Annotated in this window: 16 protein-coding genes; 8 read left to right on the plus strand and 8 right to left on the minus strand. The window is 67.1% G+C overall.

Annotation, left to right across the window (positions count from 1 at the left end):
* Positions 1–9: 9 nt before the first annotated feature.
* Together R5W23_RS18200 and R5W23_RS18205 are read right to left on the minus strand one after the other, a co-directional pair.
* Positions 10–3,042, minus strand: a complete 3,033-nt coding sequence (locus R5W23_RS18200) for a PQQ-dependent sugar dehydrogenase (RefSeq protein WP_320687508.1) — start codon at positions 3,040–3,042, stop codon at positions 10–12.
* Positions 3,043–3,517: 475 nt separating this feature from the next.
* A complete protein-coding gene (locus R5W23_RS18205; RefSeq protein WP_320687509.1) occupies positions 3,518–5,905 on the minus strand; it encodes an FG-GAP repeat domain-containing protein in 2,388 nt (795 codons plus the stop codon).
* A 295-nt stretch (positions 5,906–6,200) separates the two neighbouring features.
* On the opposite strand from R5W23_RS18205, the gene R5W23_RS18210 reads away from it, so the two are divergent.
* Together R5W23_RS18210 and R5W23_RS18215 are read left to right on the plus strand one after the other, a co-directional pair.
* Positions 6,201–7,241 carry an ABC transporter ATP-binding protein gene (locus R5W23_RS18210; protein ID WP_320687510.1) on the plus strand — a complete coding sequence of 347 codons (1,041 nt, stop codon included), beginning with the start codon at positions 6,201–6,203 and terminating at the stop codon, positions 7,239–7,241.
* Positions 7,242–7,281: 40 nt separating this feature from the next.
* Positions 7,282–8,088, plus strand: coding sequence for an ABC transporter permease (locus R5W23_RS18215; protein ID WP_320687511.1), 807 nt, complete (start codon positions 7,282–7,284; stop codon positions 8,086–8,088).
* Between the two features lie 498 nt (positions 8,089–8,586).
* Here R5W23_RS18215 and R5W23_RS18220 read toward each other — a convergent pair whose 3' ends face one another.
* The 6 genes from R5W23_RS18220 to R5W23_RS18245 all read right to left on the minus strand — a co-directional run bounded on the left by R5W23_RS18220 (position 8,587) and on the right by R5W23_RS18245 (position 13,185).
* The gene (locus R5W23_RS18220; protein ID WP_320687512.1) at positions 8,587–9,219 is read right to left on the minus strand and encodes a 3-keto-disaccharide hydrolase; all 633 of its coding nucleotides are present in this window, start codon (positions 9,217–9,219) and stop codon (positions 8,587–8,589) included.
* Positions 9,220–9,700: 481 nt separating this feature from the next.
* Entirely contained in the window at positions 9,701–9,895 is a 195-nt protein-coding gene (locus R5W23_RS18225; RefSeq protein WP_320687513.1) for a family 16 glycoside hydrolase, read from the minus strand.
* Positions 9,896–10,392: 497 nt separating this feature from the next.
* The gene (locus R5W23_RS18230; RefSeq protein WP_320687514.1) at positions 10,393–11,583 is read right to left on the minus strand and encodes a hypothetical protein; all 1,191 of its coding nucleotides are present in this window, start codon (positions 11,581–11,583) and stop codon (positions 10,393–10,395) included.
* 123 nt (positions 11,584–11,706) lie between these two features.
* Complete coding sequence (locus R5W23_RS18235; protein ID WP_320687515.1) at positions 11,707–12,339, minus strand: hypothetical protein; 633 nt, start codon at positions 12,337–12,339, stop codon at positions 11,707–11,709.
* A gap of 110 nt (positions 12,340–12,449) precedes the next feature.
* The gene (locus R5W23_RS18240) at positions 12,450–12,851 is read right to left on the minus strand and encodes a hypothetical protein (RefSeq protein WP_320687516.1); all 402 of its coding nucleotides are present in this window, start codon (positions 12,849–12,851) and stop codon (positions 12,450–12,452) included.
* Positions 12,852–12,981: 130 nt separating this feature from the next.
* Positions 12,982–13,185 (minus strand): hypothetical protein, encoded by a 204-nt coding sequence (locus R5W23_RS18245; RefSeq protein ID WP_320687517.1) that lies wholly within the window; start codon positions 13,183–13,185, stop codon positions 12,982–12,984.
* 882 nt (positions 13,186–14,067) lie between these two features.
* On the opposite strand from R5W23_RS18245, the gene R5W23_RS18250 reads away from it, so the two are divergent.
* The 6 genes from R5W23_RS18250 (at position 14,068) to R5W23_RS18275 (ending at position 20,633) form a co-directional block, all read left to right on the plus strand.
* Positions 14,068–16,056 carry a redoxin family protein gene (locus R5W23_RS18250; RefSeq protein WP_320687518.1) on the plus strand — a complete coding sequence of 663 codons (1,989 nt, stop codon included), beginning with the start codon at positions 14,068–14,070 and terminating at the stop codon, positions 16,054–16,056.
* 322 nt (positions 16,057–16,378) lie between these two features.
* Positions 16,379–17,839: a hypothetical protein gene (locus tag R5W23_RS18255; protein ID WP_320687519.1), complete on the plus strand. Its 1,461-nt coding sequence runs from the start codon at positions 16,379–16,381 to the stop codon at positions 17,837–17,839.
* Between the two features lie 67 nt (positions 17,840–17,906).
* Positions 17,907–19,193 (plus strand): GTP cyclohydrolase II, encoded by a 1,287-nt coding sequence (ribA, locus tag R5W23_RS18260; RefSeq protein WP_320687520.1) that lies wholly within the window; start codon positions 17,907–17,909, stop codon positions 19,191–19,193.
* A 14-nt stretch (positions 19,194–19,207) separates the two neighbouring features.
* A complete protein-coding gene (locus R5W23_RS18265) occupies positions 19,208–19,603 on the plus strand; it encodes a hypothetical protein (protein ID WP_320687521.1) in 396 nt (131 codons plus the stop codon).
* A gap of 329 nt (positions 19,604–19,932) precedes the next feature.
* Entirely contained in the window at positions 19,933–20,370 is a 438-nt protein-coding gene (locus R5W23_RS18270; protein WP_320687522.1) for a hypothetical protein, read from the plus strand.
* Between the two features lie 8 nt (positions 20,371–20,378).
* The gene (locus R5W23_RS18275) at positions 20,379–20,633 is read left to right on the plus strand and encodes a hypothetical protein (RefSeq protein WP_320687523.1); all 255 of its coding nucleotides are present in this window, start codon (positions 20,379–20,381) and stop codon (positions 20,631–20,633) included.
* Positions 20,634–20,720 lie beyond the last annotated feature (87 nt).

Here is a 20,720-nt window from a genome sequence, read left to right on the forward strand (position 1 = left end):
GCCCACCTGCTACTTACGCAGGCCCTTGCACCACTCGGTCAGCAGTTCGACGCCGGCCCGATCGACGCGGGCCGAGGACAGCGGCGGCATCTGGCCGGTGTTCGGGCCGCGCTGGGCGACCCGGTGCAGCACCACGCTCCGCTCGGGCGCGGCCGGCGCGACGAGCCGCGCGTCCGCCAGCCCGAACGACTGGTGGACCGGCGTCACGTCGATCAGCCGCATCTTGTCCCACGCGGTCGCGTAGCCGAGGTCCATCTGCGCGTTCCCGCCGCCCGCCTCCACGTGGCAGCTCGAGCAGTTCACGTGCAGGTACGCCTTCGCCCGCTCCGCCAGCGGCTGCGCCTTGTCGTAGGGGTTGGCCAGCCGCTTCAGCCCCGCGGGCGGCGCGGGCAGCAGCCCCGTCGGCTTCGGCTCGCGCTGGTCCGGCTGCTGCCGCGCGCTCGGGTCCTTGGCCTCGCCCGCCCACCCCACGTCGAGCAGCCCCAGGTGTTCGAGCACGCGGAGCTGGTTGTCGGTGCGGCCGTTCGGGTAGGTGTGGTCCTTGTTCATCTGCACCTCGCACAGCCCCAGCACGTAGTTCGCGGCGCGGCTGTGGCACACCATGCACTCGGCCCGGCTCGGGTAGTGCCACGACTGCTTCGCCGCGCCGGCGGCGGTCCGGACCGTGAACTCGCGGTCTAGCCCGGCCGCGTCCACGAGGGTCGCGTCGGTGCCGGCGTCGTTCCAGACGTAGGAGTACCCGTACCACTCGCCGCCCTGGCGCGTCATGAACCGCGTCTCGATCCAGGTGCGGCTCGCCGGGTCGCCTTCGCGGGTTTCGAGCGCGAAGCTCTTCACCAGCACCGCCCCGTCCGGGAAGTCCCAGCCGCCGGCGCGCTTGTACGAGATTTTCCCCGCGGGCACCGCCAGGAACCGCTCCTTGTGCAGCCCGTCGGACCAGAACGGCGCGTTCACCGAGTACGGCACCACGCCCGGGGCCATCGCGTGGTCCTTGACCGAGGCGAAGAGGCCGCTCTCGCTCAGCTTTTTGGGGAACCCGGTGTCGGCCTTCGCGGCGTTCGGGGTGAGCGTGTAGAACCCGCCCTCGCCCGCGGGGGCGTGGTGGCAGACGACCAGCTCGCCGTCGCGGTCGAGCGCGAAGTTCGTGATCTTCAGCGTGGTGATCGCGATCTTCTTGTGCCACTCGATCTTCTCACCCGTGTGCTTCACGGCCCAGATGTGGCCGGTGCTGTAGTCGCCGTAGACGTAGGCGCCCTTCAGCCCCGGCAGCTTGTCCCCGTGGTACACCACCCCGCCCGTCAGCGAGCGCGCCTCGGAGTGGTGGTGCTCCACCGTGGGCTTGGTGATCGGCGTCGGCCCTGCCTTGCGGTTCGGGTAGAACGGGTGCGAGCCCTCCATCACACTCCATCCGTAGTTCTCGCCCTTCTTGACCAGATACGCCTGCTCCCACAGGTCCTGGCCGTTCTGGCCCACCCAGAGCTGGTTCAGCTTGGCGTCGTAGGTGACGCGCCACGGGTTGCGGAGGCCGTAGGCCCACGTCTCGGGCACGAACTCCTTACGCCCCACGTAGGGGTTGTCCTTCGGCACGCCGTACATCTTCCCGTCGGCCGGGTGGTCCACGTCGATGCGCAGCACCTTCGCGAGCAAGAGGTCGGTGCGCTGCCCCGTCAGGTTCGCGTCGGAGTCGGCGGTGCCGTCGCCGCTCGTGACGTACATCATCCCGTCCGGGCCGAAGCACACCGCCGCGCCGTTGTGCCCGTCGGACTCCCACTCGATGACGGTCCGCTCGCTCTTCGGGTCGAGTTCATACGGCGCCTTCGCGGTCATCGTGTAGCGCGAGATGACGCTGGACTTCTTCTTCCGCCCCGTGGGGGCGCCGTTCCAACCGATGTAGACGTACCGGTTCTCGGCGAACTTCGGGTGGAACGCGATGTCGTAGGCGGTGCCCCCGTTGGGGGTGTCGAGCTGCTTCACCGCGTCCTTGTCGGTGGCGCCGGGGCCGAACGGGACGCGCAGCACCTTCGTCGGGCCGTAGGCGTGCGGCTGCGTGATGACGAGCGCCTCCGGCGTGCCCGGGATCGGCTCCACGCGGATCGGGTATTCCGGGCGGTATTTGTCGAGGATGCGGGTCGCGACGAACGGCGGGGGCGGGTCCGGGAACCCGACCACCTTCGACGCCACCGGCTCGCGCGTCTCGATCCCGTATGGTTTGGCGGTGGCCGCCGTGGGGCCGACGAAGGTGAGGGTGGCGTAGTCGTCGCTCTGGTGGAAGAAGGGCGGGATCTTCTTCTTGGCGATGGGCGCCACGCACGACAGCTCGGGCTCCGCCCAGTCGGCGTTGTAGTCGAACCGGCACAGGTTCAGCTTCCACTTCTCGCCGGCGACCGGGCGCCCGCCGGTGCGCAGGAAGTCGCCCCACGGGATGCGCCCCTCCACGCTCCAGCCTTTATCGGCGTCGTCGCGCGCGTTGAGCGTGCCGCGCAGCTTCACCTTCGCTTCGAGGCCGAACGTCCCGGCCTTGGCGTGCGCGCCGAGCCGGTCCAGGTCGTACTTCGGGTAGAAGGCGTCGAACCGCGCCCCGGCGGCGTTGACCTGGAACTCGTAGTACCCAAGTTTCTCCGCATCCGGGCGCAAGAACAGCTCGAACACGTCGTTCTTCCACAAACCGCCATCGTGCTCGGTGATGTCGGCGAAGAGGTCCGAATCCTCCATGTCGGCGTGGAAGTAGATGTACTCGCGGTCCCAGAGCAGTTTCGCGGTGGTCGCGGTGCGGGACATCCGGGCCTTGTCGCCCAGCCACGGCACGTGGAATGCAGATATCGGTTGTGCGAGCGCCCACGCGGGTTCGTCCGCGAGCCCGTCGAGAACGATCGGAGTGTCCGCCCACCGGCACTCGAACGAATGGGGTGGGGCTTGTTTGTACGGCTCGGGCACCGGGTGCTCGGGTCGCTTGTCGGCCGGCGACCGGGGCGACCCGACCGCAGCGACGGCGAGCAAAAGGGCGAGCGTAGCGAGGGCAAGGGGTGTGCGAAAGGGAAACATGCTGTGTCAGAACCCAGCGTGTAAGTTTTGAGCTTCGCACATAGTAACCGGATGTGGATGCGGAAGGAATGCCCTGGCTCTGGGGAGAGCCGGGGCGAAACGGTCACGGAACCACCGGTCTTTGACAAGTCGGGAGCGAAAGGCGCAAACACACGAGCGGAGCGCCGCCGTGCCGGCCGCGAGCGATCAGGGGAGTCGCTCGCGACCGGTGCGGTGTGCCGCTCCGAGGCCCGGGGGCGTCGCCGTGCCGTCAGGGCAGTTCAGATGTGGTCACGTGGTCAAGACAGCTCTTCACACGCCCACCGTAACGATCACGAAGTGATCCGCGCCCGGCCGCCCCTGTGGGGCCGGCTACGGGACGAAGCAAACGCCACACGAACCACACATCTGGCGAGCGAAATACAAAAGAAAGCCGCGCTCGCACAACAGACGTTGCGCGAGCGCGGCCGTTAAAGAACGCGAACGGTAGACTGGTTCAGCCGACGAAGACGCCGGTGCTGGTGCCCGGAACCGTATCGATCCAGCGAACGCCGAGCGGGTTCGGCGGCAGCAGGTTGGAGTTGGTGAACACGGCGATGCGGCCGTTGTTCGCACCGGCCGTCGTCGCGATCAGGTCCATCCGGCCGTCGCCGTTCACGTCGGCCGCCGCGGTACGCAGACCGGTCGCGCCGTCCCAGGCGATGGTGCTGAGCAGTTCCACCGGCCCCTGGCCGTTCGCCAGGGCGCGCCCGCTGAACACCCGCAAGTGCGCGGCTCCGGCGCCGGGCGACGCGGCGATGTCGGCGTAGCCGTCGCCGTCGATGTCGCCCACCGTGATGTTCAGCCCGGCGGTCATGGACGGGGCGAACGCGAAGAAGTCGTTGGCGAGCAGCTTGGGGCCGGCGCCGCTCGCGATCGCCTTGCCGTCGAACATCCGGACGTGCGGCCCGGCGCCATAGCCAGCCCCGGTCACGAGGTCCGCGAACCCGTCGCGGTTCAGGTCGCCCACGCCCACCCGCACGCCGCCGAGGAACCCGACGGAGTACGCGTAGAAGCTGGCGATCTCGTTCACCCCGCGGCCGCTGAACACTTTCACGTGCGGCACGTTGCCGAGGTCGGTGCCGAGCGCGATGTCGGCCGCCCCGTCGCCGTTGATGTCACCGGCAGCCACCCACAGCCCGCCCTGGTACCCGACGAACGGGACGAAGTCCGCGATCATGGCCGCGTTGACCCCGCTCCACACCCGCACCCGGCTCTCGATCCCGGCGCCGCTAACCGTAATCAGGTCGATGACCCCGTCGCCGTTCACGTCGCCCCGCGCGATCCGGACCCCGCCGCGGTACCCCTCGCCGAACGGGGTGACCGACATGGAGAGGGTGCCGTCGGCCCGGTACACGTACACCCGCGAGGTGGTCGCCCCGCTGTCCGATGCCACCGCCCACCCGCTGCCGCTGACGCTCCCGCCCGCCGCGGCGCCCGCCGCCGGCGTGGTCGAACCGGGCTTGGTGGCGATCGGGGGCGTGGTCGATACCGGCGGCGTGGCCGACCCGTAGGGCGCGTTCACATCGACCGGCGTGTAGTCGGTGCGGATCGGGTTCTTGTTCCCGTCCACGGTGCTCGTCGCCACCAGCCCGGCGAACGTGGTCTGCCCGTTGTACGTGGCCGCGACCGGGTACAGGAGCTGGTTGTGGATCGGGTCCGTCTGGGCGTAAATGGTCTGGATCGACCACGCCCCGCCCGCGAGGGTCGCGAGCCGGATCTGCCCCGCGAACTGGTTCGCGTAGCTGACCGGCAGGTGCTCGGCGGCCTCGTCCGAGAACACGATGTTGGCCTGGCCGCTGGCGTCGAAGTAGAGCTGCGGCGCGAACCCCGTGAACTTGGCCCCGTCGCCCGCGACGTACCCGGCCGGGGCGTTCGCCACCACGGTGTGCGTCCACCCGCCCGCGGTGAGCGTGTGGTACATGAGCTGCGAGGTCTGCGGCGAGCCGGTGTTGTACCGGTCCACGTAGTAGCTCGCGACCGCGATCTGGTCCCCGGGGCCGACCGCGACGCTGGCCCCCAGCCCGGCGTCGGCGGTCCCGTCCCCGGGCGCCATCAGGGTCTGCGAGTTCCACACGCCGCCGCGGTTGGTCGCGTACATCAGCGTGCTGTTGACCGTCGAGAACGCGCCCGCGATGTAGAACTGCGGGGTGTAGGTCACGTGCGCGTAGTTGAGCGAATCGACCGCGAGCGACAGGAACCGCGGCGCCCACCGGCCGCCGGTGAACCACACGTCCTGGGCCAGGTCCGCCGTGTCCGCGATCTTGGCGAACCCCCACGAGCCGCTGGCGTTGGTGGAGTACCACAGCTGGCCGGAGCCGAAGTTGCCGACCCCGGTGGCCGCCGCCGTGGTCTCGGTGAAGATCAGGTGGATCGAGTTGTTCGCCCCGGCCTCCGCGACCAGGTTGTTCGGCCCCCACGCGGACTGCCACGTCGGGGTGATCGTCTCGACGTGCTGCCACCCGGCGGACGTCCGCGCGTAGTGCTGGATGAGCGTCTGGTACGAGCTCCCGGCCCAGACCTTTTCGAGGAACAGCGCGTGCGGCGTCCCGTCGCTGGTGAACACGAGCTGCGCGGTCTGCGACGCCTTCTGCACCGCGTCGGTACTGTTGTACTCGCCCGCGGTGAAGATCCCGGAGGACGCCACGGTTTCGGTGCTCCACGCACCGGCGACGCGCGACTGGTAGACCAGGGTCCCGCCGTTCCACAGCAACTGGCCCAGCTCGCCCGTGGGGCTGTACTGGGTCCAGTTGAACTCACCGGCGGGGATGATGGAGCCGGCCGGGTTGAACCGGTCCTCGAGCTGTTCCACCTGAAGCGCGGGCGAGTGCGCGCGTCGGAGCATCAGGTCACCTGATTTTGTGCGAGGTTCGGGACGGGGGGAATCCGAACGATCGGGCTCATAGCGTCGTCACGAGCCGCGGTCAAGGTCGTTTCGTCCGCACGTGAGCCACCGGGCGTTGGAGCAGTTTAGCGCCCCGGTACGGGGGCTGAATAGTCCGCCTTGCACTCTGCGGCGCTTTCACTTCGATGGCCCTCGGGCGCAACCCGGCGGACCGGGCGCGGTTCACACATCCGGCACGGCTGACCGCCTTTTGCCGGCGCTCACTGATCGGCACGTCCGCGCCTACAATGGGTACATGGAACCCCCGGCGATCCGCACCGAAGGACTGACCCGCACGTACCGCAAGAGCCGGAAGCGGCGCTGGTGGCGGTCGAAACCCGACCCCGCCGCCGCCGCGCCGGCCGACTTCGTCGCGCTCGACGGGGTGTCGCTCGAGGTGCGCCCGGGCGAGCTGTTCGGGCTGCTCGGCCCGAACGGGGCGGGCAAGACCACGCTCATCAAGATCCTCACCACCCTGCTCGCGCCGACCGCCGGGACCGCCCGCGTGGACGGGCTCGACGTGGTCGCCGAGGCCGACGCGCTCCGGCCGCGGATCAACATGGTGTCGGGCGGGGAGTCCAGCGGGTACGGCATCCTGAACGTGCGGGAGAACCTCTGGCTGTTCGCGCGCATCTACGGCGTCCCCACGAAGGTCGCCGAGGAGCGCATCGACCGGATGCTCGGCGTCGTCGGCATGACCGACAAGGCCGGCAGCCGCATCAGCCATTTATCGACCGGCCAGCGACAAAAGATGAACTTCTGCCGCGGGTTCATCACCGACCCCAAGATCCTGTTCCTCGACGAGCCGACGCTGGGGCTGGACGTGACCAGCGCCCGGGCCATCCGCACGTTCGTCCGCGACTGGATGAAGGAGCGGCCGGAGCGGACCCTGCTGCTCACCACGCACTACATGGCCGAGGCCGACGAGCTGTGCGACCGGCTGGCGATCATCGATAAGGGGAAGGTGCTCGCCTGCGACACCCCCGCGAACCTGAAGCGGCAGGTGCAGAAGTACCCGCTCTACGAAATCTCCCTCGCCCCGGGCGCGGGGACGTGGGCCGCGGCGGGCGCGCTGCCCGGGGTCCACCAGCTCACCACCACCACGACCCCCACCACGGTGGAGCTGAAGGTGTCGCTGCTCGACGAGCCGGTCATCGGGACCGTGGTGCAGGCGCTGGTGACGGGCGGCGCCCGCGTGCTGACGATGAAGAAGGTGGAGCCGACGCTCGAGGACGTGTTCATCGAACTGGTCGGGCACGGGCTGAACGACGGCGCGGCCCCGCCGGGCGCGCCGTAGCGCCGCGTTTGGGCACCGCCACCGCACACGAGCACACCGCATGTCCTCGCTCAAGCTGTTTCTGCAAGCCGCGCAGGCCCGGACCTACCCGCGGGTGGCGTGGCTGTTCCGCAACAACTCGTGGATGATCCAGGAGACGATACTGCCGGTGCTGGCGGTGTCCGCGTTCGCCTACGCGTACCGCGCGATGCAGGCGCCGCCGGAGTACACCGGCGTGCTGGTCCTCGGCGCCGCCATGACCACCTTCTGGCTCAACGTGCTGTGGGGGCTCGGGGCGCAACTCTACTGGGAGCGCGACTCCGGGAACCTCGAACTGTACGTGATGTCGCCGGCCCCGATGACCGCGATCCTGACGGGCATGGCGCTCGGCGGGATGATCACCACCACCATCCGGGCCGTGGCCATCACCGTCGCTGGGGTGCTGCTGTTCGACGTGCCGGTCCAGCCGTCGAGCTGGTGGCTGCTGGTCGCGGGGCTGCTGATAACGCTGGCGGCGCTGTACGGGCTCGGGATGATGTTCGCGTCGCTGTTCCTGCTGTGGGGCCGGGAGGCGTGGCACCTCATCAGTCTGTTGCAGGAGCCGATCTACCTGATGAGCGGGACCAACTTCCCGGTGAACGTGCTGCCCCGCGCGGTCGCGCTGTTCGCGAGCCTGATCCCGCTCACGCTGGGGATGGACGCGATGCGCCAGGTGCTGTTCCACACGCCGGGGCTGTTCGCGGTGTGGGCGGAGCTGAGCGTGCTGGCGGTCCTGGCGTGCGTGTTCATCTCCGTGGCCCGGATCGGGCTCCGGTACATCGAGCGCAAGGCCCGCGAGGGGGGCAAGCTCACGGTCCGCTGGCAGTGACGCCGACCCCGGTCGCATCCGATTCCCGGCCCCGCGTCCGGCCCTGGCGTTTACGAAGAGTGATTTTGACAGGATCGACAGGATTTACCGGATAAAGACCGATCGGGTGATTTCAAGTTGGTACGGAGTGCCCGTGCAGTGCTTCGGAGTGTGGTCCGCTCACTCCGTGAGCGGTCGCTCGGGGGATCGGACGGCGCGCGATGAGAGGCCGGCCCGCCCGCGGCGCGAATCGGATGCGCGGGGCTCCCGCTCACGGAGTGAGCGGGCCACACTCAAAGGCCAGAACCGCCGCGCGGCGCGAACGTGAAACGACTGGATCGGGCTGAAATCCTGTTAATCCTGTTGATCCTGTCAAAAATCTTCTTGGCTCGTCCATCGAGCGCTGGTGTTACCGCCTCTGGCCTCTGAGTCGCACCGCTTTCACGCCCGTCTATCCGTTCTGCACCCGTTCTGACCCCAGGTCCGAACGAGCCGCCGCAAAGCTCGCCCGCGGTGACTTCACTTCTTCGCGGGCAACTCTTCGATGGTGATGTTCTTGTAATACACCTTTGCTTTCGCCCCGCCGTGGATCTGCAACGCGATCACGCCCGAACGTTCGATCTTCGCGTCCTCCTCGGTGTAATCGACGGTGAGCGTGCCGTTCAGCCACAACTTGACCCGCGGCCCCTCACAGCGGACGACGTACTCGTTCCAGTCGTCGTGCTTCACCAGCTTTTCGATCACGTCCTTGGCGGGCTTGGCGAGGATCTTGTTGCGGCGGCTCTCGTCGTAGAGGGCGCCCCAGTAGTCCTGCCCCACGTCCGCCTGGTAGCCAATGACCTCGTGGTGCTTCGGGATGCGCTTCGTGCGGAACTGCACGCCGGCGTTCGCCTTCGCCTTGTCGCCGGTCAGCTTGAACGTCACCTTGAGCTCGAAGTCCTCGTAGGTCTTGGTGGTGCAGAGGAACTCGTTTCGAGGAACAAGCTGCTCTAACGAGCCTCCTGCGATGTATCCGTCTTCGATCCGCCAAGTTTTCTCGGTGTCGCCGTCCCAGCCCGTGAAGTCCTTGCCGTTGAAGAGAGAAACTGGTTTCTCGGAGGCAGTGGCAGCGGTCGAGAATGCAAGAAGCAATGCCGAAAGGATGAGTCGCATTGTGTTCTCCTGTTGGGCTGATGTCCGGTGAACGACCAGGACCACACCCTACCCGAAGTCCCAGTAGAACCGGAACAGGTTCGGTAAGCGGCGCTAACCCTGATGGTTCTGGGTCAGTCGGAACTGCTGGCTTGCCTCATCATACCTGTACCTCGTCCCGCAGGTTGGGCAGATGGCGTCGAACGTTCTCTGGACTCTGAAATCTACGTTCGGGTGCTGGCGTCTCAACTCTTCCATCTGCTTTCGCATCACGGTTTCAGCCAACCGGACGGACGAGGCACCCATTCTCATTCCACACGTGAAACACTGTAAATTCCGCACCCTGAGCCAGAGGCGAAGCTGGTGCAGAGAGTGCAAGAGTAGCGCAATCGGGAGGAGCAACAAAAAGCAGAAGAGAGAGCCGAGTACCAGAAGTGAGACGACAATCGCTCTCATACCCTTTCTCCGGCAGGGTTGGACGACAGCATTTTTCCGAAAGGGTTCACCGGAACTCGTTGCGCGGCACGACGGCGTCGAGCGACCCGGCCGTGATGGCCCCGTCCTCGACCTTCCAGGTCTTCTCCGTGTCGCCCTCCCAGCCGGTGAGATCCTTGCCGTTGAAGAGGGCCACAGGCTTGTCGGCCGCAGTAGCCGCGGTCGAGATTGCGAGAAGCATCGCGGAGAGGATGAGTCGCATTGTGTTCCCCTGTTCGGCTGGGGTTCTGTGAGCGCCAAGACCAGCACTCTATACCAAGTCCCAAAAGAACCGGAACAGGCAACCGACGGATTCACGCGGGCCAGTGTTTGAAGCAGAGCTCATGGAGAAAGCGTGCGAACGGCACTCCGTCTTCGCCTACGACCGATACCAACCCTTCGTCGGCTAAGGCCGTTCCGCCATCAAGAACAACGAACAACCCGTGATACAGCCCTCGCAGTTCGTCCTCCACAACCGCTCCGACTTGTGCAGACGGGGTTTCGGCCAACCGGCGGACAAGCCGCACTCGGGTGGCCTGAAAAGTTGCCGCGATTTCTCGCATGAACGGTTCTTGCGAACGACTTTCTTCCATCGATCAACCTCGATTTAAGAGGCGTTCAGTATGTCGTTCCGGAAGTGACAGGAGAAGTGCGAAGCGGAAATGGCGGAGCGGCCCGCTGCGCCGGGTGACGCAGCGGGCCGCTGTTGGAACAACTGCACTACGGCTTCGGCACGTTGGGCACGAGGTTGAGCGGAGGAACCGGCTCCCCCTTCGGCAGCGTCAGCCCGAGCGACCGGATGAGCGCCTCCGCGCGATTCATCGCGGCATCGGCTTGGCGGTTGACCTCATCGCACTCGCGCTGGACTTCTTCCCACGTCTTCAACTTCACCTTCGGGGCCACGGGAACTGGCGCCGGCGCTGCGTGCCCGTCCGGAGCGACAGGGGCACTGGACGACATCGGCACGTTGGGCAGCAGGTCGGGTCGGGGTTCTGGCACCAACTTTGGGGTCGTCACCCCGAGTAACCGGAAGAGTTCGTCAGCACGCTTGATCGTAGCCGCCACGTCTCGGTCGAGTTCTTCGGAATCACGGATCGATTGCTCGAACGCCTTCGGCTTCGGGTACACGGGTAGGGGTGGGGGTACGCGCACGGGCGCAACCGCATCCCCATCCGAAGCGACGGTGGCACTGGACGACTTCGGCACATTGGGCAGCAGATCGGGGCGGGGCACCGGTTCTACCTTCGGTAGCGTTAGCCCGAGCGACCGGAGGAGTTCGTCGGTGCGTTTCAGCGTGGCCTCTACCCGGCGGTCGGTTTCTCGACACTGCCGCAGGGTCTCCTCTACCGTCTTCACTTTCGGGGCTACGGGAGCTGGCGCCGTGTCCGCGCCTCCGTCTCCGTCCGAAGCGATGGGGGTACTGGACGACATCGGCACGTTGGGCACGAGGTTGAGCGGGGGTACCGGCTCCCCCTTCGGCAGAGTCATTCCGAGCGACCGAAGCAACTCGTCGGAGCGCTTTAGCGAAGCCTCCACTCGGCGGTCGAGTTCTTCGGACTCGCGGCGGATTTCTTCCAGCGTCTTCAACTTCACCTTTGAGGCCACGGGGGCTGGCGCCGGCGCTGCGTCTCCGTCCGAAGCGATGGGGGTACTGGACGACATCGGCACGTTGGGCACGAGGTTGAGCGGGGGTACCGGCTCCCCTTTCGGCAGAGTCATTCCGAGCGACCGGAGGAGTTCGTCGGTGCGCTTCAGCGAAGCCTCCAATCGGCGGTCAACCTCATCGCACTCGCGCCGGACTTCTTCCGCCGTCTTCACCTTCTCGGCCACGGGGGCTGGCACCGGCGCTGCGTCCCCGTCTGAACCGACGGGGGCACAGACGGCCAGCAGGACCGCGAGTTTCACGAACATGCGATCTCCTTTCGGGTGAGACGACGATGTGGGCCGAGACTCGCACTCTATACCACGTCTTGGGAGAAGCGGAACAGGTCGTTGAAGGTCTATTTCGATCTTTCGGCGTAGATCGTCGGAGCGTCACGACTTCCCGAGCACCAAATCCAGCGCCCAGCAGCCGAGAACATGCGGGCCGTCGCCGCGGAGGTGGTTCAGCATGTCGTCGCGGTCGCATCCGGCGTCTTGTAGTGCGTCGGCCAGGATCGGCAGGCGGTCGAAGGCACGCTCGGCGTAGATGCCGGTGGCGAGGGCGAGGACATCGGACGTGAGCCAACCGGGTTCGGCGGTTGCGGGGCGGAAGGGGTTGCCGAAGACGCAGCGGATGAGGAGGGCTTGTGAACCGAGTTCCTTCAGCCATGCCTCGTGCCGTCTGAGAGGCTTCTGCTGCATCCGCACCGCATCCGCCAAATGCTCTGCCCCACTCCTTGCCGCAATGAAAGCATCCGGTTGTAACGCCCAGCCGGTGTGGTCATGGGGTAGCCCGAGACGAACCTGCCACGCCGCCTCTCGTTCGGCCGGCCCCGACACCAAACCATCGGCAACCCGTTCCGCGACCTCCAGCGCGGTTCGACTTCTCATATCAGGCATCAGATGCAGTAAACGGCGGCAACAACCGCAGGCGAAAAGCTTCAACTTCCGGTCGCTCACCTGTCCTCGTAGGAACTCCAGCATCGGCTTCGGGTGAGCGCACGCCAGCCATTCGGCTTCAGTCATCGGCCGCCCTCGGGTTGCGTCCAGTATGGCGGGCGGAAGGCGGTGGGTGAAGTGCGAACCGGACGCGCCGTCCGGCGAAGTGGTCGCTTATCGGAAGCGGTTCGCCCGAGTCATCTGGGGCGCGGGGCGTTGGGTATAGCTTCCCCGTCAAGCTGCACAGACTTAACGTTCCCGGCCTCGTCGTACACAAAGCGGACGGTTTGCCCGACGATTGACCGCCGTGTCGCCCGGTACAGTTCGTTCGGGAGCCAGATCACCTCTCCGAAGCCCAGCGTCACGACGTAGCCCATGCTGTAATAGATGCTCTTCCATCCCTCGGATATTTTCCGGTGGGTTCGGAACTCGTCGTAGGGCTGACCCTCTACGCTCCCACTGACGACCGGAGTTCCGAAGTCGTGTTGCACCTCGTCCCGTGTGGCCAGCGCGCCCACATCTTTCCCGCTGGTGGCGACCAGGAACGCGCACCCGTTCAACGGCATCAGAAGCGCCAGCACCGGGTAGACGCGCCGCATGGTTCACCTACGGTCAGCGGTTGAGCGGGAGAGGCGCGTCGGGGATAGCGATCGCTGCTACAGGTGGTCAAGTCTGACTTGCGTGAGAGGGAAAGGCAGAGGCGAATGGGGCGCTTCCCGCAACGGTTCCTCAGTTCCGAACACCCGACAGCCGGCGAATGCCGAGAACAAGAGTCACCCCGGCCAAGCGGGCGACCAAGCCGCCGAACAGCATCGCGAGGTAAGTGTCGCAGACCGCCGACCCGAGATAGCAGCCGGTGGAAACGACCGCGACGTGGAACACCTCCCAAAACATATCAATCGCGGTGAAGTATCGCGGTTGTTCGTCGGGCATCGCTACCGCACCTCAAGAACGTCTGGCGGACCGAAGCTCGCCCGGGGATTCGGCTGGCCAGGAGCAAGGGCAATATGGCACTCGAGCGCGATGGGTGGGCGAAGAGCGTTTTACAGGACCGACAGGATAAACAGGTGACGGCCGGTTAATTTGAAATCCTGTCAAAATCCGACCATGAGGCGGGCCGAGGTGAGCGGCGTGAGCGCGTGACATCAGCCGTAAGAAGCCGCGCGGTGCGTGCCGCGAGCGACCGTTTTCGGCTGATGCCTTTGTGGCACGGATATTCCGGTTTGTGCCGCCTTCCGCGCTCGACGGCGGGAATGTCCGTGCCACGAGAAACGGACGCGACCCGCCGAACCGTGATGAGGACGTGCGCGGGCGGTCAGTGTACTCGTGCCGGGTTTGGCGATCGGATTCGTACCAGGGCGGGCGCTCCGCTCCCGGTTACCGTCCGATGCCCTTCGGGGGCTCAAACCCACACGGCTGTAACGAGGGTTACAGCGCGGCACTGGTGGACGCGGACGGGTCGCCGACTGGACGGCTGCTACTTCCGGGCTGGCGGTTCGCTGGTGCTTCGCTACCACACGCGGTCGCACGTTTCAGGCGTTAAATCGTGCCTCCGCGACAGTGGTATCAGCTCCAGTAGCACCCAGGTGAAGTGACGCAAAGACTTGTGAATACGTTGTTTGTGTCCGAAATGACCGCGTGCCTGACCTTGACTGGGAAACGCCCGATGTGCGAACGAATCGGGTACGAAGCCAACGTGAAGTCCGAAACCCGGAGTTCGGATTCCGGGTAACTCAGTGCCGAGGAGCGGGTTATTGATCTGAACCGACCGCCGGGCACACGGCCCGCGTCCTTGCGTCACACGGAACTCGACCCATGCGACTGACCGCCCTGGCCCTCACGCTCGCCATCGCTTGGACGGCCGCGGCCGATGACGCCACGCCCGCGCCGCGCGCCCAAAAGGGTGCGGACGCCGACCCGAAAGAGGCGCCGAAGCTCCGCCTCCCGGGCGAAGCCGGGGTGAGCCGGTTGATCCCGGACGTGCCCTTCACCGACCTCGCGGGTAAAGCGGGCAAGCTGTCGGACTTCAAGCAAAGCAAGCTGCTCGTGGTGGCGTTCACCAACACCACTTGCCCGCTGTGCAAGAAGTACACGCCGGTCCTTCAGCGGCTCGAAAAGGAGTTCGCGCCGAAGGGCGTGAGCTTCCTGTTCGTGAACCCGACGAAGGGCGACAAACCCGACGCCACGACCTTCGCCGGGCGCTACGCCCACGACACCGACGGGACGCTGACCGCCGCACTCGGCGCGACCAGCACCACCGAAGTGGTCGTTCTCGACGCGGCGCGAACGGTCCGGTACCGCGGCGCGGTCAGCGACCAGTACGGGCTCGGGTACGCCCTCGACGCGCCCCGCGCGAGCTACCTCGCCACCGCGCTGAGCGACCTCCTCGCCGACAAGCGGCCCGTCGTTCAGGCCACCACCGCGCCGGGGTGCGAACTGGCCCCGGACCGCGCCAAGGCCCCCGCGGTGGCGCTCACGTACCACGCCCGGGTGGAGCGCATCGTGCAGGCAAACTGCGCCGAGTGCCACCGCAAGGGCGGCGTCGGCCCGTTCGCCCTCGATACCTACGACGCGGTCGTCGCGAACAAGGGGATGATCCGCAAGGTGGTGGACAAGGGGACGATGCCGCCGTGGTTCGCGGCCCCGCCAAAAAAGGGCGAGCACTCGCCGTTCGCCAACGACCGCACGCTGACCGAGGGCGACAAGCGCGACCTGCTCGCGTGGCTCGCGGGCGACCTGAAGAAGGGCGACCCGGCCGACGCCCCGCTCCCCCGGGCGGACGAGAGCGGGTGGGGGCTCGGCAAGCCGGACGCGGTGTTCCAACTGCCCAAGCCGGTCGCGATCAAGGCCGAAGGGACGATGCCGTATCAGGTGGTGAGCGTTCCGACGGAGTTCGACGAGGACAAGTGGGTGCAGGCCGTCGAGGTGCAGCCGGGGGCGCGCGAGGTCGTCCACCACGTCCTCGTGTTCGCGCTGCCGAAGGGCCAGCGGATCGGCGGCGAGGCGCAGGGGTTCTTCGCGGCCTACGTGCCCGGGAGCACCGCGCTGGTGTACCCGGAGGGGTACGCGAAGAAGCTCCCGAAGGGCGCGAACCTGGTGTTCCAGCTCCACTACACCCCGAACGGCACGGCCACCACCGACCGCACCCGCATCGGGCTGGTGTTCGCGAACACGGCCCCGCGGTACGAGGTGCGGGTGACGGGCATCGCGAACCCGGCGTTCACGATCCCGGCCGGGGCGGACAACCACCGTGTGAACGCCAGCATCCCGTACGTGCCGTTCGACGCCCACGTCCTGGCGCTGTTCCCGCACGCCCACCTGCGCGGCAAGGCGGCGCGGTACGAGCTGAGGGCCGGCGGCAAGACGACCACCCTGCTCGACGTGCCGCACTACGACTTCAACTGGCAGTTGCAGTACCGGTTCGCCGAGCCGGTGCCGGTGCCCAAAGGGAGCGTGCTGACGTACACCGCGTGGTACGACAACAGCGACAAGAACCCCGCCAACCCGGACGCCACCAAGCCCGTGCGGTGGGGGCCGCAGACCGCCGACGAGATGCACCTGGGGTACGTCGAGTTCGTGGTCGCCCCGGGCGCCCCGGCGGGCGGGCTGCTCGGCCTGCGCCCCGGCGCCGCGGCCGACTTCAAATTCCCGAAGGACGGGATCACGATCCCCGACCAGTTCAAGGAGCGGTTCAAGCGGTTCGACACCAACGACGACGGCAAGCTCGACGAAAAGGAGTTCAACGCCCTGCCCGAAGCCGTGAAGGCGGTCGTCATCGGGTACGTCCAGCGCACCGCGCCGTGATCGGAAATGAGGCCGGTTCTGGTCTTCAGTGTGGCCCGCTCGCTCCGCGAGCGGTTGCAACCGTGTGCAGAGTGCATCGAATGTCGCTAATTTGACGCCCGAAGCACCGCTCGCGGAGCGAGCGGGCCACACTGAAGACCAGAACCCCAAATCCGTCGGCATGAAGAATCAGGAGCCGGCCCGCACAACTCTCGTACCACCCTGATTCCTGATTCCCCGCCGCTGCCATCAGCCGATCGAACCGGCGGGGTGGCTGTCCCGTAGTACCTCTGGACGCTACAACGGCTCCAACCGCCATTCTGTCCAGAGTCCACACACAGTCATGGCCGAACCGACCCAGCCGCCGGCGCTCCCGTCCACCGCGGACACCACACCCTACGTTCCCATTGCCTGGAGCGCGGTTGCTGCGGCCGCGGTCGCGGGGCTGTTCGCGGTGCTCCTCCTGGTGCTCGGGGTCAGCGCGTTCGTCAACAAGAAGCCGCTGCTGATCGAGGAGCTGCTGATCCTCCCGGTGATCGGGGTGGTGCTCAGCTTCGCGGCCCGGCGGCTGATCCGCAACTCGGAGGGCACGCGCACCGGCGAGGCGCTGGCGGACGCGGCGTGGTGGCTGTCGCTGGTGCTCGGGCTGGCGTACTTCGCGTACCTGTTCGCGATCAGCTTCGCCGTGCGCCGCGAGGCCAAGACCGAGGTCGAGCGGTGGATCGGGCTGATCCAGAAGGGCGACCCCGAGGACGCGTTCTTCCTGACCATCCCGCCCGGCGCGCGCCAGGGCGTTCCGAAGAGCGACAAGCTCGCCCTGCGCGGCCGGTACGGCGAGGAGCTGCTGGCGTTCAAGGGCACCGACCTGATGAGGCTCGCCCAGCGCAACGGCGACCAGCTCCGGTTCACCCCCGGCGAGGTGGCCGAGTGGTCGTACAAGCCCGGCACCATCGACTGCATTTCCAACGGGGAGATCACGTGCCCGGAGGGCAAGTTCCCGGTGGTGGTCGGGCTCAAGGGCGTCGAGGGGGTGACCGGCGCCGACGTCGGCCGCCAGTGGATGATCGTCCGCCCGCAGAGCGGCGGGTTCATCCGGCAAGATAAGGCCGAGCGCACCACCTACGGGTGGATGCTGCTGATGCTGGAGGCGAACGGCGGGGCGTTCGGCAAGGCGTTCATCGACCACATCGGCTTCGGGCCGGCCGGCCACCCGTACCTGTACCGGGCGTTCGCCGAAGAGGGCGGGGACCCGAAGTGGCTCACCGTCGCGCGCGACCCGTTCCTCCAGATCGCGTTCGCGATCCCGACCGCCGCGGCGTACCCGAACGCGAACCCGGGCGGCCTCCCGGACGGGTTCTTCACCGCCCCCGGCGGGGAGAAATCGACCAAGCTGGACCGGTTCCTCAGCGGCTGGAACGCGCTCGGGCTGTTCGAGGCGGGGCGCCGGCTCAAGGACCCCGGCGGGAACGTCAGCGACAAGGAGCCCACGCTGAAGGTGACCGACGCCGCCGTCGAGCTCTACATCCCGGTCGAGCTGCCGCTGCCGAACGTTAACAAGGTGGAAACGGCCCGCGGCCGGCTGGTGGTGGTTACCAAGGACCCCGCGCTCCTCGAGGAACTGAAGCAGCGCAAAGCGGGGGCGGTCGCGGGCGAGAAGCCGAGCCTCAACCCGCCGCCCGACCTGGAGCGGTGGGCGGCGGTCCGGTGGCGGGTGGCCCGGATCGAGTCGGACCTCGTACCGGTGACCCTCGGCCCGGCCGCCGGTGACGCTCGGTCCGGCGGCCCCGGCGGCCCCGGCCACTGATTCGGCGACAGACGACCGGGCCGGCCGGGTACAATATGCGGTAGTTCCCTACACGGAGACCGCTCCCATGCCGCGCTCGGCCGAAGGCTTCTGCACCATCGACGTCGCACTCGACGAGCTGCGCGCCGGTCGGATGGTGGTGCTCGTGGACGACGAGCACCGCGAGAACGAGGGCGACGTGGTGATGGCGGCTGAGGCGATGACGCCCGCCGCCATCAACTTCATGATCCGCCACGCCTGCGGCCGGCTGTGCGTGTCCTTTTCGCGCCTGCACGCCGAGCGGCTGGGCCTCGAGCTCCTGCCCGGGGTGAACCTCGACCCCACCGCCACGCCCTTCACGCACAACTTCGACGCCCGCTACGGCATCACCACCGGCATCTCCGCGTTCGACCGGTGCCGCACCGTCCAGGTGTGCGCTGACCCCAACTCGGGGCCGCAGGACCTCGTGCGCGACAAGGGGCACGTGGACGGCCTCATCGCCAAGCCCGGCGGCGTGCTGGTTCGCGCCGGGCACACGGAGGGGAGCGTGGACCTGTGCCGGCTCGCGGGGATGCGCGAGGTGGCGGTGATCTGCGAGGTGCTGAACGAGGACGGGAGCATGGCCCGGCTCCCGGACCTGCGCGAGTTCTGCGTCAGGCACGAACTCAAGATGTGTACCATCGCCGACCTGATCGAGTACCGCCGCCGCAAGGAGCGCCTCATCAGCCGGGCGATCGCGCTGAAACTGCCCACCGAGTTCGGCGTGTTCGACCTGTTCGCGTACACGTCGATGGTGGACCAGGAGCCGCACCTGGCCCTGACGCTCGGCGGGATCGGGGTGCAGGCCGAGGCGGCGCCCGGCGCGCCCGCCCAGATCTCCGTGCAAACGGAACCCGTGCTGGTGCGGATGCACAGCGAGTGCCTGACCGGCGACGCGCTGCACTCGACCAAGTGCGACTGCGGGCCGCAGTTGCAGTACGCGATGCGGCAGCTCGCCGCGGCCGGGCGCGGGGTGATCGTGTACATGCGGCAGGAGGGCCGCGGGATCGGGCTGCTGAACAAGCTGAAGGCGTACAAGCTCCAGCAGGAAGAGGGGCTGGACACCGTGGAGGCGAACACGCGGCTCGGGTTCGCCCCGGACCTGCGGCACTTCGGCATCGGCGCCCAGATCCTGCACGACCTGGGCGTCCGTGACATCCGCCTGTTAACGAACAACCCGCGGAAGGTGATCGGCCTGGAGGGCTACGGGCTGCGGATCGTGGAGCGCGTGCCGATCCAGCTCCCGCCCGGCGAGCACAACCGCGGGTACTTGCAGACGAAGAAGGAAAAGCTCGGGCACCTGCTCGACGAACTGGAACAGAACGAGGGGGCGTGATGCGAGCAACAAGCGTGCGGCGGCAGATATTCTGGCAGTGTGCGGTGATCGGGCTCGCATACGTGCTGGGTCTCGTCGGCGTGGCTGCTCTCCGTGTGGTTGCATACCGGGAGGTTCACCCACACGGACAAACGTTGCGCGAACATCTGGCCGCGATGCCCGCTCCGGTCGATTATCGCCTCATCGAACGGAACGGCACCGAGTATCTCGCAGTTCGCGGCCCGATGCCGCCGACCTTGGCGTTCGCATCCGGCCCCCCTGTTTACGTCTTCGACCGAGCCGGAATGCGCACGGACTACACGCACGACTCGGGTGACGACCCCGAATTCCACCGTCGTTGGCCGGGAGTGTACCACGGGAAACAGATGGACCGCACGGAGACCGAGAACTGGGTCGCGCCGAACCCATGAGGCACCACGGCCGCATTCCAAACGCGCGGTGTTTCTCTTAGCGCTCTTCATAAGGATCGGCCTTGGAGGGTTACGGATTGCGGATCGCCGTGCGCTGCTGATACAGTCACATCGCGAGCACAACCGCAGGTACTTGCAGACGAGGAAGGAAAGGCTCGGGCACCTGCTCGACGAACTGGAGCGGAACGAGGGGGCGTGAGACGAACGCAATGAGCCCTGAAAAACCGAACGAGAAACTGTCGCCCCGAGAACGTTTCGCCGCGCGCAGCGCCGAGGCTGCGAAAGACCCGCGATGGCAGCTCCCGGGGTGGGTTGCCGCAGAGGCGCGCATGCGGGCGCTGTTTGCGGACCTCGGTGCCGCACCGTTCGGCCCGGATTCCATTACCGCCGCGGCGACGCGGGCCGGTCTCCCCTTCGATTTTGTGCTGTTCTACAACCCGTGGCGCGCGGCCCCGGAGGGCAAAGGGAAAAAGCCGTTCGAGGAACTGTCCAAGGCCGAACTGTTCGACTCGGTTTTTGAAGATCACCCGCCGACGCCCGGACCGCTCTGGTACCTGCCGGACGACTGTTTCTGGTCACGCCGCGAGCCGTACCTGACATCCGGAGAAACGCTGCGCGAGTTCGTCATGGGCTGTCGCGGCGACTTGGCTCAGGACGCGCTATTTATCTGGACCGAAACGCCCCGCGTGTCGCTGATCCACCACGAAGGTGGCTACACGCACATCTTCCTACCGGACGTGCCGCTGACCCGCGCCCCCCAACCGTGAGAGGCAAAATGCCGCACGCGAACCACGTCGAGCGTTACCCCGGGACGCTGGCGGAACTGGCCACCGAACTCGGCGACCTCCGCTACGACGCGCTGGCGACCTTCCTGGAGGAACTCGCGGCGAAGCTCGAAGCCGATTCGCTCGCGGACGGTGCTCGCGGGCGCGGGAAGCTCGCCGCCGCCCTTCGGGCCGCCTCGGACGAGGTAACGAGCGCCGCCGAACACATCGCAAAGGCGTGGCGCATCTGCGAACCACACATGTAGCGAAAGCTCCCGCGCAAACCGGACGGCCGGTTCCGGTTTACTTACCGTCCACAAAATCGGAAAATCACTTCCAGCTTCTCAGCCACT

Source organism: Gemmata algarum (assembly GCF_034097035.1).
Classification (GTDB): Bacteria; Planctomycetota; Planctomycetia; order Gemmatales; family Gemmataceae; genus Gemmata; species Gemmata algarum.

Bases quoted from the DNA above. Each gene is read 5' to 3' on its own strand.
- R5W23_RS18200 (WP_320687508.1), bottom strand. From the start codon at position 3,042: ATGTTTCCCTTTCGCACACCCCTTGCCCTCGCTACGCTCGCCCTTTTG.
- R5W23_RS18205 (WP_320687509.1), bottom strand. From the start codon at position 5,905: ATGCTCCGACGCGCGCACTCGCCCGCGCTTCAGGTGGAACAGCTCGAG.
- R5W23_RS18210 (WP_320687510.1), top strand. From the start codon at position 6,201: ATGGAACCCCCGGCGATCCGCACCGAAGGACTGACCCGCACGTACCGC.
- R5W23_RS18215 (WP_320687511.1), top strand. From the start codon at position 7,282: ATGTCCTCGCTCAAGCTGTTTCTGCAAGCCGCGCAGGCCCGGACCTAC.
- R5W23_RS18220 (WP_320687512.1), bottom strand. From the start codon at position 9,219: ATGCGACTCATCCTTTCGGCATTGCTTCTTGCATTCTCGACCGCTGCC.
- R5W23_RS18225 (WP_320687513.1), bottom strand. From the start codon at position 9,895: ATGCGACTCATCCTCTCCGCGATGCTTCTCGCAATCTCGACCGCGGCT.
- R5W23_RS18230 (WP_320687514.1), bottom strand. From the start codon at position 11,583: ATGTTCGTGAAACTCGCGGTCCTGCTGGCCGTCTGTGCCCCCGTCGGT.
- R5W23_RS18235 (WP_320687515.1), bottom strand. From the start codon at position 12,339: ATGACTGAAGCCGAATGGCTGGCGTGCGCTCACCCGAAGCCGATGCTG.
- R5W23_RS18240 (WP_320687516.1), bottom strand. From the start codon at position 12,851: ATGCGGCGCGTCTACCCGGTGCTGGCGCTTCTGATGCCGTTGAACGGG.
- R5W23_RS18245 (WP_320687517.1), bottom strand. From the start codon at position 13,185: ATGCCCGACGAACAACCGCGATACTTCACCGCGATTGATATGTTTTGG.
- R5W23_RS18250 (WP_320687518.1), top strand. From the start codon at position 14,068: ATGCGACTGACCGCCCTGGCCCTCACGCTCGCCATCGCTTGGACGGCC.
- R5W23_RS18255 (WP_320687519.1), top strand. From the start codon at position 16,379: ATGGCCGAACCGACCCAGCCGCCGGCGCTCCCGTCCACCGCGGACACC.
- ribA (WP_320687520.1), top strand. From the start codon at position 17,907: ATGCCGCGCTCGGCCGAAGGCTTCTGCACCATCGACGTCGCACTCGAC.
- R5W23_RS18270 (WP_320687522.1), top strand. From the start codon at position 19,933: ATGCGGGCGCTGTTTGCGGACCTCGGTGCCGCACCGTTCGGCCCGGAT.
- R5W23_RS18275 (WP_320687523.1), top strand. From the start codon at position 20,379: ATGCCGCACGCGAACCACGTCGAGCGTTACCCCGGGACGCTGGCGGAA.